This is a genomic window from Terrisporobacter sp. (assembly GCF_017888745.1).
In the GTDB taxonomy this organism is placed as follows: Bacteria; Bacillota; Clostridia; order Peptostreptococcales; family Peptostreptococcaceae; genus Terrisporobacter.
In genome coordinates, this window is the sequence record NZ_JAGHFM010000330.1 from 1 (window position 1) to 12743 (window position 12743).

Sequence of the window (12743 nt, forward strand, 5' to 3'; positions counted from 1 at the left end):
AAGTTAGCTCTTAATCCTTCTACTACTTCTTCATCTATTCCTTGAGCAACACCTATTCTGTGCTCATCTGCCCATTTTAATTCTCCAGTCATTTCTTCGAACTTATCAGCCCCTACTTTACATACTGGACATACTTCTGGAGCAGTTTCTCCTTCAAATATATAGCCACATACTGTACATACGAATTTTTTCATTTTTATTTTCCTCCAAATTTATTTATACTATTTTTTAAGTCTTATAATCATTTTTTTAATATTAATTATTCATGATGTTATATATATACCCACCACCATATACTCTAAACAATTTTTTAAATTTTTATTGTAACTTTAAAATTTTCTTAATTAATCATATATGTCTGAAAATTCTATCTTACATTTTTCTATATTGCAGTCTCTATTACCTAAATTACAATTATCATTATAATTAAATTCCATAGTTCTTATAGGTAATGTAACTATAAATTCCGCTCCTTCCCCTAACTTACTTTCAACTGTTATATGACCATTATGCAACTCTACTAGATATTGAACAAGAGATAATCCTATTCCACTACCTTCATTTTTTTTAGTAAGATCTGAGTTTACTTGTCCAAATCTATCAAATATTATATCTAATTTATCTTTAGGTATACCAATGCCATTATCCTTCACTGAAATAAATACATTATTTACATCTCTACTAACCTTAACTATGATTTCACCACTAATTGGTGAGGTATACTTTATTTCATTAGAAAGTAAGTTTAATATTACCCTTTCTATTGCATCTGGATCACATGCTGTAATTATTACTTCTTCTTCTGTGTCAAAAATAAGATTTATATCCTTACTTTCTACATATTGAACAACTGATATAGTTATTTCTTCTATTATATTTACAATATTATTATTTGATAAAGATATATTATAATAACCTATGTCCATTTTACTTATATCAATTACGTTATTAACAAGTCTTAATAATCTATATGAATTTTGCCTAATTCCTTTTATATGCCTTTGTAAAATTTCTATCGAAATATTTCCATTATCAATGTTTTTTTGCATTATTTGCATAGTTCCTAGAATTATATTTAGAGGTGTTTTAAACTCATGAGATATATTGGCAAAGAATTCATTTTTTACTGATTCTAATTTTACTTTTTCTTCTAAATTTTTTTTACGTTCTTCATCTGCTATCCTTTTGGTTATATCTTTACCACTTGCTATAAAAACATTGGACTTTTCAGAATACCTTATGCTCCAATCTATCCACTTCAAATCACCATCTTTACATAAATGTCTAATGGTTATGCTGTATTTCTTATTTTTTATAATATCATTATTATTTGGTAACGAAAGTATCAATTGGTTTATTTTATTAACATCTTCAGGATAAATACACTCCATAAAATTATTATTAATTAGTTGCTTTAATTCCCATCCTAAAATCTCTTTCCAATTGGAGTTAATTTTAATTAAATCACCATTTAAATCAAAAACTGTAAACATATCCGCTGATGATTCTAAATAATCCTCTAGTTCATTTTCTACTTTTATTCTTTTTTCAATTTCTATTCTCATATCTTGATTTAGCTTATAGTTCCTAATAATAATACCTATCATATTACGAATATATGTTATAAAATCATTGGAAATATTATTATTATCACACTTAAATTTATATGCTATATTTAAACATCCAATAAATTCATCATCCATAGCAATTTTATAGCATTCTAGATGTTGAATATTATGTTCATCTAAAAAGTCATATATTGTTCTAATTTGAGGCTTATTTATTTTTTCCCTTTTTTCACATTTGTCAAATATTAAATCTCCGTACATAATTTCTTCTAGCGTACTTTTGTCTATATAATTTTTCATTTCATTAATTTCAAAGTATCCACCTTTTTCTATATAAATAAATGGATCTAATAACTGACTTACTTTGTTATATAAAAAAATAGATACATAGTTTGATTTCGTGTAATCCATTATATCTTTGCATATGTCATTAAGTATAGACTTTACACTTTCATAATTTTTTAAGTCCTTTAAATTGCTCATTTTTTTGTATATACTTATTTCATCCATGATATTCCCCCAAATATCTAATTTTATCAATTTTTATATAATTAAGTTTACATATTTAATTTAATATATAAAAATTATACTTCCAATATATAAGACCTTTAAAATCAATTATTCTACACTAGGCTTTAAATTACCTTTTTTATGTTGATTTTTATATATTATTTTGTATACACATAATAAATTTATAGCATATTTATTAATACATGCCAGGAACACATCATTTAATTACTTCTCATTTAATTAATTTCTTTATATCTAAAAATAGTTAAATTATTAAATCTAAAAAATAAAACCTTTTAAAACATTACTTTAAAAGGTTTTTATTTTATATTATTAATCTGCAGATGTTGGTATGTACATTCTTACTTTTGCTGCAAACTCATTCATATTCATTGATTGAAGTACTATCTTTCCAGGACCAGTTAATTTAGTTAAAAATAATCCTTCCCCACCAAATAATATATTACTAAATCCCTTTACTGTTTCTATTTCATAAGATACACTTCTTTCAAAACAAACAAGGTTTCCTGTATCAATTTTAATAACTTCACCAGGTCCTAAATCCATTTGAATTGCATCTCCATCAACTTCTAAAAATGCAATACCACTACCTTTTAATTCTTGTAGTATAAATCCTTCTCCACCAAAAAATCCTGTGCCTAACTTTTTATTAAAAATTGTTTTAAGCTCCACTGAAGATTCTGCTGCTAAAAAAGATCCTTTCTGTATTATAAAATTGCCTTGGCATGTGTCTATAGGAATTATACTCCCTGGAACTGTTGAGGCAAATGCTATTTTAGCATCTCTAGTTGCAGAATATGTAGCCATAAGCAATGACTCACCAGCAAACATTCTACCTATACCTTTTAATAGTCCTCCCCTTGTATTAGTCTCCATATTTATTCCCTCAGTTTGCCAAAACATAGCTCCAGATTGAGTAAAGACAGATTCTCCTGTTGTAAGGGATACTTCAACACTTGGTACCACATTTCCTCGTATTTCGTAATTCATTTATATTCCTCCTAATTAACTTTATTTTAAGATGTTTGACTTTTAATAACATTATAACAATATATCTAAGAAATTCTAAAGTTATTTAATTTACATTTCTTTAATTTTTTATGTATTTAATACTAAAATTATTATGCTTATAACTATAACATAAAAAATTTTATACTAATCCATATGTAATTTAAAACTAATTTCACAAATTATATCTATCATACACTCTACTAAAAGTAGATTGAAACATTATTTAATATAGTATATTCTTAATACATGGAGGTGAACGATATGGATTGTAGTAAAGTAGGTAAATTAATATTGCACCTACGTAAAGAAAAAAATATGACTCAAAAAGAGGTAGCAGATAAATTAAATATAAGTGATAAAACAATATCTAAGTGGGAAAGAGGTCTAGGTTATCCTGATATCTCTCTTCTATCTAAGCTTTCTAATATATTTGATATAAATATTGAAAAAATTTTAATAGGTGACTTACAACCAAATGAGGTTGATGGAGGTAATATGAAAAGAATTAAATTTTACGTATGCCCAAACTGTGGCAATATAACAACTTGTACTGGACAAGCTGAAATTTCTTGTTGTGGGAGAAGATTAAAACCTGAGATTCATAAATTAGTAGATGATAACCATAAAATTACTGTTGAAGAAATAGAAAATGATTATTATGTAACTATAGATCATGAAATGACAAAAGAACATTATATTTCTTTCGTTGCTTACGTAACATATGATAGAGTTCTTATAGTAAAACTTTATCCAGAGCAAAATCCTTCAGTAAGATTCCCAAGGCTATCTAAAGGGAAATTATATATATTCTGTAACCAAGATGGACTGATAATGAAATAAAACTTTCCTACACCTAGTCAATGATTTCGTCCATTGATAGAAATCTATTATTAAGATAAAAAAATAAGCACACCTAATGGTTGTGCTTATTTTTAATATTTATACTAATTTACCTTTATAGTACGGAATTCCTCCATTCAAATTATAAACTTTAGAAAATCCATTTTTAATCAAAATATCTGAAGCCCTTTTACTTCTAATACCAGATCCACAATATACAATTATTTTATACTGTCTATAATAATTCAAAGTTGACATATTATACTGAAGATCATCTACAGGTATATTTATAGCATTAGGTATATGTTCACTCATAAATTCTTCTGGGCTTCTTACATCTAATATTAAAATATTATTATTTGTTTTTATCATCATTTCGGCTTGAGCTCCACTTATATTCTTATATGCTCTACCTCTAGATAATTCTGATAAAACTTTCATACTATCAGCCTCTTTTAAGATTTATCTTCTAAGATATTATATGAGCCACGGAATTTTTTGTTACAAAATTCGATGAATTAACTGTTTTTATAATGTTTTTTCTAATTTACCTTTATTTATATCATGTTTCAAGGATTTATCCACAACTACAGAAATAGCCATAGTTCCATTTACATTTAACATTGTACGAGCCATATCTAAAATAGGGTCTATAGCTATTACAGCTCCGACTAGTGGGAAATATTCACCAAGTCCAATTCCTGATATAACAACAGATACCGCCATAGTTGCAGTTCCTGGTATACCGGCTATACCTAGAGAACTTATTGTTATTACTATTATTAACATAGAATAAAATGTAAAGTTCATATCTATATTTGCCATATTTGCAAGCATAACACTTACTAACGCTGGATATATTCCAGCACATCCGTTCATCCCCATATTAGAACCTAAACTCGTTACAAAGCTTGCTGTCCCAGAATCCACATTCATTTTATCCGTTAAACATTCTACTGTAACCGGTAAAGTTCCTAAACTAGAACGAGATGTAAATGCAAGTATTAATGCTCTTGATACATTTTTAAGATAAGTTATAGGATTTACTCCAGTTAAAGAAACTATTATTAAATGTATGATAAACATAACAGCAACACTTAAGTATAAAGCTAGTATAAAATCAACAACATCTAATAATGATTTAATCCCTCTACTTGCAATAGTGCTTGCCATAAGTGGAATTATAGCATAAGGCATCATCTTAATTACTGTTATTGCAACTGAAACTATTATTTTATAAAAAGCTTCAACTAAATCTATAAATGGTTTTACTATCTCTAAATATTTCTTCTTAAGTCTTCTAATTGCCAGTCCTATAAATGTAGCAAATATTACAACCGCCACTGTATTTCCATCAGCCATAGCTTTTATTGGATTAGATGGTAATAATCCTCTTATAGTGTCTGGTAAAGATGTTATTTCTCTAATCTGTTCGCTAGAGTTTACAACTTCTACATTAGCACCTAGATTAAATATTGTCCCAATTACTATTCCTATAGTAGCTGCCAAAGCAGTCGTTACAAAAAACATTCCCATAGATTTAAATGTTAGTTTACCTAAGTTATCTTCTTTCATATTCATTATAACTCTTATTATTGATACTAATACCAGTGGCATTACTATCATTTTTAATAAGTCCATAAATCCATTTCCAAATAGACCATACCAAGAACTAATTTCTTTAATCCATGAAATTTCTGACGGATCACTTGGAAACTTAGCTATAACTTGAATTATTATTCCAAGCCCTAAACCTAAAAATATTGATATAATCATCAAATTTGTAAATTTTACTTTTCTTTTTAGTTTATTTACTGCTACAAATAATCCTACTAATAAAGCAATCATAATTATAGTATGTATATTTGTTACCATTAAAAATTGTGAAAAAAATGTATTACTCATATGTCCTCCTTGATGTAAATATATATAATTATTCTCTACTATCAAAATGATAATAGAATTATACCATTATCATTTTGATAATACAAGAATTTTTCATAAAAAAATTCTCTTTGCTCATATTGCCAATCTCTTCGTCCGTTGCTCAAATAACAAAGTTGAAAATTATATATTATCTCCAAAACAGATAATATATAATTTTCTTACAATAAAAAACTCATCCTATCATGAAAACTATGAATAGATGAGCCTTTAACATATATCTAACTTTTCTTAATAAAATCTACACCACATTTAGGACAATGGATAGATATTTTACCCTTACCTCTAGGTACCCTTACCTTTTGCTTACATGATGGACATTTATAAAAACGAAATTCTTTTCTTTGTGATTTTTCTTTATTATTTTTATCTAGATATACTTTTATCTTATTAGAGTATTCCAAGTAAGCTATTTTCTCTGAATATCTTTTGCTATAATTTTTAGAAAACATGCGATAATACATAAAAACTAATAAAATTATACTAAAATAATAAAATAAATCACTTAAAAAACTTGATCCTCTTACAAATAAAGATAATATTAAATTTATAAATACTAACTTTACTAAAAATTGATTTAGTTCATCATTACCATATCTTCCATACATAAATTTCATTATTTTTTCTTTCATTATTAATCTCCCTTAAGATAAGTTATCTTGTGTAAAAAAGTTTATCACATATTAATATAATAAACAACTAATTTAAATACTTATACTTTCTATAACAAATTTCATTCTCATTTGATAACACCAATTGAGAATATATGATTGACAAAAACAACTTTAAGCCTTATTATATAATTATCAATTGATAATGTATAAGTATATAGGAGGTTTTATTTTGAAAAATAGATATAAAGAAGCAACCAAAGTTACATTAATATCAATTATGTGGAATGTAATTTTAACTATAATAAAAATCATTACAGGTATAGTAGGTAAATCAAATGCTATGATAGCAGATGGACTTCATTCTGCATCTGATATTATAAGTTCCTTAGGTGTCTTAATTGGAAATAAAGTTGCTAAAACTCCAAATGACAAGGAGCATAATTATGGACATGAAAAAGCAGAAACATTGGTATCTTTTTTATTATCCATACTTTTAATATTTGTAGCGCTTAAAATTGGATTTGGAGGTATAAAGTCACTATTTAATTTAGACTCAGTTCAAACTCCTACTATTCTTCCATTGCTAATATCTGTTATTTCCATAGGAATTAAGGAATATCAGTATAGAATAACAATCAAAGTTGCTGAAAGTATTAATTCCCCTTCTTTAAGGGCTGATGCTTGGCATCACAGATCTGATGCCTTATCATCTGTAGCTGCTTTTCTAGGTATAGGCGGTTCTCTGCTTGGATTTAAAGCATTAGATCCTATTGCAACAGTTATAGTTGGTTTCTTTGTTGTAAAGGTTGGAATTGACATACTAAAAGATTCAACAAATGAATTGATGGACTACTCTATAGACGAAAAAGATGAATGGGAAATTCTAGATGTTGCTAAACAAACAACAGGTGTATTAAATATAGGGCAACTTAGAACTAGAAAACATGGATCTATGGCATATGTAGACTTAACTATATGTGTAGATAAAAACTTAAGTGTTCTAGAAGGTCATGAAATTGCAAATAATTTAGAGATTTCAATTTTAAAAAATATCCAAATAGTAAAAGGTATAACCGTACATGTAGAACCTTGTATGAATTGTAAAGAAAATAAATGCTTAATATAATAAAAAGAGGGCTTTGCCCCTCTTTTTATTATATTAAATATCTATCTATATAAAGTAAACTACATTGTCTATCTCATCTAATTCATCTTCATTAATTTTTCTTTGCTTTATTCTAGCTGGAATACCAACTGCTGTTGAATATTCTGGCATATCGCTTATAACTACCGAGTTAGCTCCTATTTTGCTATGACTTCCAATATTTACAGGCCCTAAAATTTTAGCTCCAGAACCTACTACAATATCATTACCTAAAGTAGGATGTCTCTTAAACTCTTTTTCATTCCCTGTTGCTCCTATGGTAGCACCTTGATATATAGTTACTCTATCACCAATTATAGATGTTTCACCTATTACTACTCCCATACCATGATCTATTAAAATACCATATCCTATTTTAGCCCCAGGGTGAATTTCTATACCAGTTATAAACCTTCCAAATTGAGATAATAATCTTGCAAAGAAAAATATTTTATGCTTATAGAAAAAATGAGATATTCTATATATTAAAAGCGCATGAACTGATGGATAAAGTAAAAATACTTCTATTTTATTTCTTGCAGCTGGATCATTATCCATTATATATTTTAAGTCTTCATTTATATATTTAAACATTTTCTTTCACCTTCTAGAATATGCTCATGGACATATATTTTTCTATTCCATCAGGTGCAATAGTAGCTATTTTTTTATTCGGATATTTTTTTGATAATTCTATAGCTCCAAAAATATTAGCTCCTGATGATATTCCCACTAGTATTCCAAGTTTATTAGCAATTAATTTAACTGCTTCAAAAGCCTCTTCATCGCTAACTGTTAAAACTTCATCTACTATTTTTTCATTATAGTTTTTAGGTATAAAATTAGCACCTATTCCTTGAATTTTATGAGGTCCCGCTTTACTTTCAGTAATTAATGGTGATGATTTTGGTTCTATACCTATTACCTTCACATTATTATTTTTTTCCTTTAAAAATCTTCCTATACCACTTATAGTTCCACCTGAACCAATGCCAGCTATAATCATATCTACATCTGGTATTTCATTATATATTTCCGGGCCAGTTTTTTCATAATGAATTCTAGGATTATCTTCATTTTCAAATTGACCTAAATTTATATAATTTTTATTATTTCTTAATAACTCTTCTAACTTTTCTATAGAACCGTTCATACCCTTAGATCCTTCAGTTAAAATTAACTCTGCTCCAAAAGCTTTAACTAATTGTCTTCTTTCTATACTCATAGTTTCAGGCATTATTATAACAACCTTATATCCCTTTAAATTTCCAACCATAGCAAGACCTATACCTGTATTTCCACTTGTCGCTTCAACTAATACACTATCTTTACTTAATATATTTTTCTTTTCTGCCCCTTCTATCATAGATAATGCTATTCTATCCTTTATACTTCCTCCAGGATTATATTTTTCAAGTTTAACAAAAACATTTTCATATCCAATATTTTTTAAAGAAATCATAGGTGTACTACCTATTAAGTCTAAAGCATTTTCATATTTCATTTTAATCACCCCAATATAATATATTAATCAATTATCATTTTGATAATAAGATTATAGCACTATCAAAATGATAATTCAATAAAAGATAATGTTTTAATAGTAAATTTTTACATTTTCAAAATTTTACCTTTTTAAAAATAATTTATTATCCTAAAATTAGTAATAATAATATGATATACTTTAATAAACTACAACTTTTCAAATAAATTATGTTGGGAGGTTCAAACTTGAAATTAATTGATATTACAAATTATATACAAAGTATTTGTCAAAATATTTCTACAGTTCTTGACGTAGATGTGACTGTTGTATCAAGAGACTTAGTCAGAATAGCAGGAACTGGAATTTTCGAAAGTAGAATAGGTGAAAAAATTTCCGATAAATCAGTTTATTCTAATGTATTAAATAGTAGTAAATCTTATATATTTAATCGTGAACTTGAACACAGCTGCAAGGACTGCATACATAATAAAGACTGCAAAGAGCTTGCTGATATATGTACTCCGATTAAACTTGGAGATGATAATTTAGGAATTCTTGGAATAGCTGCTTTTACAGAAGAACAAAAAAATAAAATTTTATCTAAAGATCAAGACTTACGTGAGTTTATCAACAGTATGTCAAATTTAATATCATATAAACTAGATGAAATGTATAAAGAAGAAATCAAAACCGTCGAGCAATTAGAAAAAGAAGAAATTGAAAAAGCTATAAAGAAATATGGTAGTAATACACAAGAAATGAAACAAGTAGCTAAAGCTCTAAATATTGGAATTGCTACTCTTTATAGAAAAGTAAAAAAATACAATATTAATACTGGGGAATAATGACAAATATATTATATATAATAAAAAAACTGTAGTAAGCATTTATCTTTACTACAGTTTTTTATTAATCTATAAAAGTTATCACATCTTCTAAAGGTTTTCTAGGCGGTTGAGGTGGAGTATTATCTTCAGCAACTCCTAAAGATATCATTGACATTAATTCATATCCATCTTTATTAAATCCTATTAGCTCCTCTATTTCTTTTTTAGCATGAGTAGGACCAGTCATATAACAGCTTCCATAGCCCATTTCAGTTGCAGCTAATAAGATATTTTCAACTGCTGCACCAATTCCTTGAGCTCCTGATTGGGGAGAGACTAATACATCTAATAGTTCTTTAGGAGCATTATTTTCTTTTAGTATTTTGTATTCTATCATGTCATATTCACAGGCATATACTAAAATTACAACTGGTGCATGTTTAAAACAAGTATAATATTTTATTACACTCATATGCTTTTTAAAGTCTTTTTCGTTTTTAGCAAGTGAACCTATATTTTCGTGACTTTTTGTCACTATATCTGCCATTTCATTTATTATTTCTCTATTTTGCAGTACTACAAAATGCCAGTTTTGTTGATGCTTTGGGGATGGAGCAAAAGTTCCTGCTTTTATTAGTTCTAAAATATCTTCTTTAGGTATTTCTGTATCTTTGAATTTTCTAACACTTTTACGATTATAAATGAAATCTAAGTTTGTCACGTTAAACACTCCTTATCTAGCTAATATTTTCAAACTGATTATATACATTATATTTTTTTCTGTCAAATATTTTATTTATACATATAAAACCTTATCATTGAAAATATTAAAATAAGTAAATTCCTCCTCATCTGATAATACTTTTAAAAGTATTACATGTACTCCTCCTTCTGTATCCCATTTATTTAAAGTAGTTATAAACTGTTATAGAAACAATCTAGAACATCCTGGCTGAAATAAAAAAATTCACTTTGTTTAATCCACTGCATATGAGCTCCACTTTATGTCGCCAACGGCTTTGCCCATTGATCAAAATTATCAGTTGGGATTATAAATTATAAACAATTCAGATAATTTATAATTCCTTAAAATATAAAAAATGTTGTCTATTTTAACTTGATAATCTAGACAACATTTTTTATTCTATTTATTTTTTATAACATTCTACTATTTCACCATAATATAAGTAATGGTAGTCATCACTTGGATAATTTACTTTTAACTCTTGTGGAAACTTCTCTTTATCTAATACATCTATATATTTTATATTACACTCATAATACATGTCACAATCATCAACTACTGGTGATTCTACCTTTTGACTAGGTAAAAATTTTATATTTGCTTCCTTCTCTTTATCTATATGTCTACCCGACTTAGTTCCACATATCATAAGTGCCTCTTTCATTTTATCAGAATAAGGTATACTTATTGTATAATCCTTTGCATCTTTTATCAATTCTTGAGTATATCTTTGAGGTCTTACCATTGCAACAAAAAATGGTTTATTCCAACTATACCCAATATATCCCCATGCTATAGTCATAGTATTTACCACGTTATTATTTTTTACAGTTAAAAAAGCCCCTCTTTTAGTCAAATTCTCCATGGCAGAAGCCATATCTTCATAAAACTTCATATTATTAATCCCCCTGAAAATCAATTTTATATGAAATATTATATCATACAATTATATTTTTAAATTTTTATATTATATAGTTTATTTATTATCTAGATATAACACTACTATCATTTAAAATTAAAGAATTATACAGAAATAATACATCACTATCTTCTTTTGGGTTGATATATTCATTTAATAATGTTGATGATATGTATCTCAAATCAATTAAAGTTATTTTAGAATATTCATTAATTAATAGTGGAGCTAAGCTACTACCAAAAGAATCTCTAAAAATATAAAGCTCCTTATTGTTTTTATTGTTTGGATTTTCTATTTCTAAAATAGGCTTAGGCCCACCTAAAAATATATTATATGAGTCTACATCATTAAACTCTTCATCTTCATATATTTTTCTATATTTATTATTATCAATATCATATACTTTGCAATTTTCTATAATAGAATTTGTCAAATATATTAATTTATCTGGGGCAACTTTTGTAGCACCTTGTCCATAGTAAGAACCATAAAAAGGATAAAATTCTTTTTTGTTATAATTGTTAGATGAGGCTTTAGCCCTTCCCATAGATGATAAAATCTTATCAGCTATTTTTATAATTTTATCCTGCCTCCAATGTAAGTCGGTTTTATAATAATCATCAATACTTAAGTCATTCATAATATTTATATACTTCATATTTTTTGTATTGTCTTTCATAATTTGTTCCATTTTATCATAGTCAAAAGATAAATATTCCTTTTCTCTTGAAGAAAAATAATTTTTATCAGGAATTATAGTATAGTAAATATTATTATTTTTAAAATATTTTGATGATATATTATTATATATTTTAGCTGCATTATATACAGATTTTTCATTAAATTTATAATTCATTTGATAAATGTTATTATCAATTAAATAGATACCATTATTATCTTTTTCATTTAATAACTTTAAATTTGTAAAAGCTTTTAAAAATCTAAAGTCATCTCTCCAAATAAATTGATCTTGTAAATAATTTTCTAGTTTTTCAAAATAATCTCCGCTTAACACACTCTCCTTTGTCAAATTAGGTAATTGTTGAAGTTTTCTTCGCTCACTATATGTAATATCTTTGTCACCCGTTAAAATATTAATAATACTAAATCCAAT

The 12743-nt window shown here is 26.5% G+C and carries 14 protein-coding genes; 3 read left to right on the top strand and 11 right to left on the bottom strand.

What is annotated here, in order from left to right:
- From J7G74_RS14810 to J7G74_RS14820, 3 genes are all read right to left on the bottom strand, one after another.
- A partial coding sequence (locus J7G74_RS14810; protein ID WP_443081661.1) for a rubredoxin-like domain-containing protein occupies positions 1 to 194 on the bottom strand: 194 nt, incomplete at its 3' end.
- A gap of 150 nt (positions 195 to 344) precedes the next feature.
- The gene (locus J7G74_RS14815) at positions 345 to 2078 is read right to left on the bottom strand and encodes a PAS domain-containing sensor histidine kinase (RefSeq protein ID WP_297136745.1); all 1734 of its coding nucleotides are present in this window, start codon (positions 2076 to 2078) and stop codon (positions 345 to 347) included.
- Positions 2079 to 2411: 333 nt separating this feature from the next.
- Positions 2412 to 3089 carry a TIGR00266 family protein gene (locus J7G74_RS14820; RefSeq protein ID WP_297136747.1) on the bottom strand — a complete coding sequence of 226 codons (678 nt, stop codon included), beginning with the start codon at positions 3087 to 3089 and terminating at the stop codon, positions 2412 to 2414.
- Between the two features lie 282 nt (positions 3090 to 3371).
- On the opposite strand from J7G74_RS14820, the gene J7G74_RS14825 reads away from it, so the two are divergent.
- Positions 3372 to 3950 carry a helix-turn-helix domain-containing protein gene (locus tag J7G74_RS14825; protein WP_297136749.1) on the top strand — a complete coding sequence of 193 codons (579 nt, stop codon included), beginning with the start codon at positions 3372 to 3374 and terminating at the stop codon, positions 3948 to 3950.
- A 99-nt stretch (positions 3951 to 4049) separates the two neighbouring features.
- On the opposite strand, the gene J7G74_RS14830 is transcribed toward J7G74_RS14825, so the two are convergent.
- The 3 genes from J7G74_RS14830 to J7G74_RS14840 form a co-directional block, all read right to left on the bottom strand.
- Complete coding sequence (locus tag J7G74_RS14830; protein WP_297136751.1) at positions 4050 to 4391, bottom strand: rhodanese-like domain-containing protein; 342 nt, start codon at positions 4389 to 4391, stop codon at positions 4050 to 4052.
- Positions 4392 to 4478: 87 nt separating this feature from the next.
- Positions 4479 to 5855: a cation:dicarboxylate symporter family transporter gene (locus J7G74_RS14835; protein WP_297136753.1), complete on the bottom strand. Its 1377-nt coding sequence runs from the start codon at positions 5853 to 5855 to the stop codon at positions 4479 to 4481.
- Between the two features lie 260 nt (positions 5856 to 6115).
- Positions 6116 to 6526 (bottom strand): hypothetical protein, encoded by a 411-nt coding sequence (locus tag J7G74_RS14840; RefSeq protein WP_297136755.1) that lies wholly within the window; start codon positions 6524 to 6526, stop codon positions 6116 to 6118.
- A 211-nt stretch (positions 6527 to 6737) separates the two neighbouring features.
- Here J7G74_RS14840 and J7G74_RS14845 point away from each other — a divergent pair, with 211 nt between their 5' ends.
- Positions 6738 to 7634 (top strand): cation diffusion facilitator family transporter, encoded by an 897-nt coding sequence (locus tag J7G74_RS14845; protein WP_297136757.1) that lies wholly within the window; start codon positions 6738 to 6740, stop codon positions 7632 to 7634.
- 45 nt (positions 7635 to 7679) lie between these two features.
- Here the strand turns inward: J7G74_RS14845 and epsC are convergent, their stop codons facing one another.
- Both epsC and cysK read right to left on the bottom strand, forming a co-directional pair.
- Positions 7680 to 8246, bottom strand: a complete 567-nt coding sequence (gene epsC / locus J7G74_RS14850; protein ID WP_297136759.1) for a serine O-acetyltransferase EpsC — start codon at positions 8244 to 8246, stop codon at positions 7680 to 7682.
- A 13-nt stretch (positions 8247 to 8259) separates the two neighbouring features.
- Positions 8260 to 9156 (bottom strand): cysteine synthase A, encoded by an 897-nt coding sequence (gene cysK / locus J7G74_RS14855; protein WP_297136761.1) that lies wholly within the window; start codon positions 9154 to 9156, stop codon positions 8260 to 8262.
- A gap of 227 nt (positions 9157 to 9383) precedes the next feature.
- Here cysK and J7G74_RS14860 point away from each other — a divergent pair, with 227 nt between their 5' ends.
- Positions 9384 to 9983 (top strand): helix-turn-helix domain-containing protein, encoded by a 600-nt coding sequence (locus J7G74_RS14860; protein WP_297136763.1) that lies wholly within the window; start codon positions 9384 to 9386, stop codon positions 9981 to 9983.
- A 64-nt stretch (positions 9984 to 10047) separates the two neighbouring features.
- Here J7G74_RS14860 and J7G74_RS14865 read toward each other — a convergent pair whose 3' ends face one another.
- The 3 genes from J7G74_RS14865 to J7G74_RS14875 all read right to left on the bottom strand — a co-directional run.
- Complete coding sequence (locus tag J7G74_RS14865; RefSeq protein WP_297136765.1) at positions 10048 to 10686, bottom strand: nitroreductase family protein; 639 nt, start codon at positions 10684 to 10686, stop codon at positions 10048 to 10050.
- 427 nt (positions 10687 to 11113) lie between these two features.
- Positions 11114 to 11605 carry a flavin reductase family protein gene (locus J7G74_RS14870; protein ID WP_297136767.1) on the bottom strand — a complete coding sequence of 164 codons (492 nt, stop codon included), beginning with the start codon at positions 11603 to 11605 and terminating at the stop codon, positions 11114 to 11116.
- 88 nt (positions 11606 to 11693) lie between these two features.
- Positions 11694 to 12743 (bottom strand): DHHW family protein (locus tag J7G74_RS14875; RefSeq protein ID WP_297136769.1); only part of this gene is annotated, 1050 nt, incomplete at its 5' end.

What these genes read in the sequence shown, in the direction of transcription:
- cysK (WP_297136761.1), bottom strand. Translation starts at nt 9,156, where the DNA reads ATGAAATATGAAAATGCTTTAGACTTAATAGGTAGTACACCTATGATT.
- J7G74_RS14820 (WP_297136747.1), bottom strand. Translation starts at nt 3,089, where the DNA reads ATGAATTACGAAATACGAGGAAATGTGGTACCAAGTGTTGAAGTATCC.
- J7G74_RS14835 (WP_297136753.1), bottom strand. Translation starts at nt 5,855, where the DNA reads ATGAGTAATACATTTTTTTCACAATTTTTAATGGTAACAAATATACAT.
- J7G74_RS14870 (WP_297136767.1), bottom strand. Translation starts at nt 11,605, where the DNA reads ATGAAGTTTTATGAAGATATGGCTTCTGCCATGGAGAATTTGACTAAA.
- J7G74_RS14825 (WP_297136749.1), top strand. Translation starts at nt 3,372, where the DNA reads ATGGATTGTAGTAAAGTAGGTAAATTAATATTGCACCTACGTAAAGAA.
- J7G74_RS14830 (WP_297136751.1), bottom strand. Translation starts at nt 4,391, where the DNA reads ATGAAAGTTTTATCAGAATTATCTAGAGGTAGAGCATATAAGAATATA.
- J7G74_RS14840 (WP_297136755.1), bottom strand. Translation starts at nt 6,526, where the DNA reads ATGAAAGAAAAAATAATGAAATTTATGTATGGAAGATATGGTAATGAT.
- epsC (WP_297136759.1), bottom strand. Translation starts at nt 8,246, where the DNA reads ATGTTTAAATATATAAATGAAGACTTAAAATATATAATGGATAATGAT.
- J7G74_RS14815 (WP_297136745.1), bottom strand. Translation starts at nt 2,078, where the DNA reads ATGGATGAAATAAGTATATACAAAAAAATGAGCAATTTAAAGGACTTA.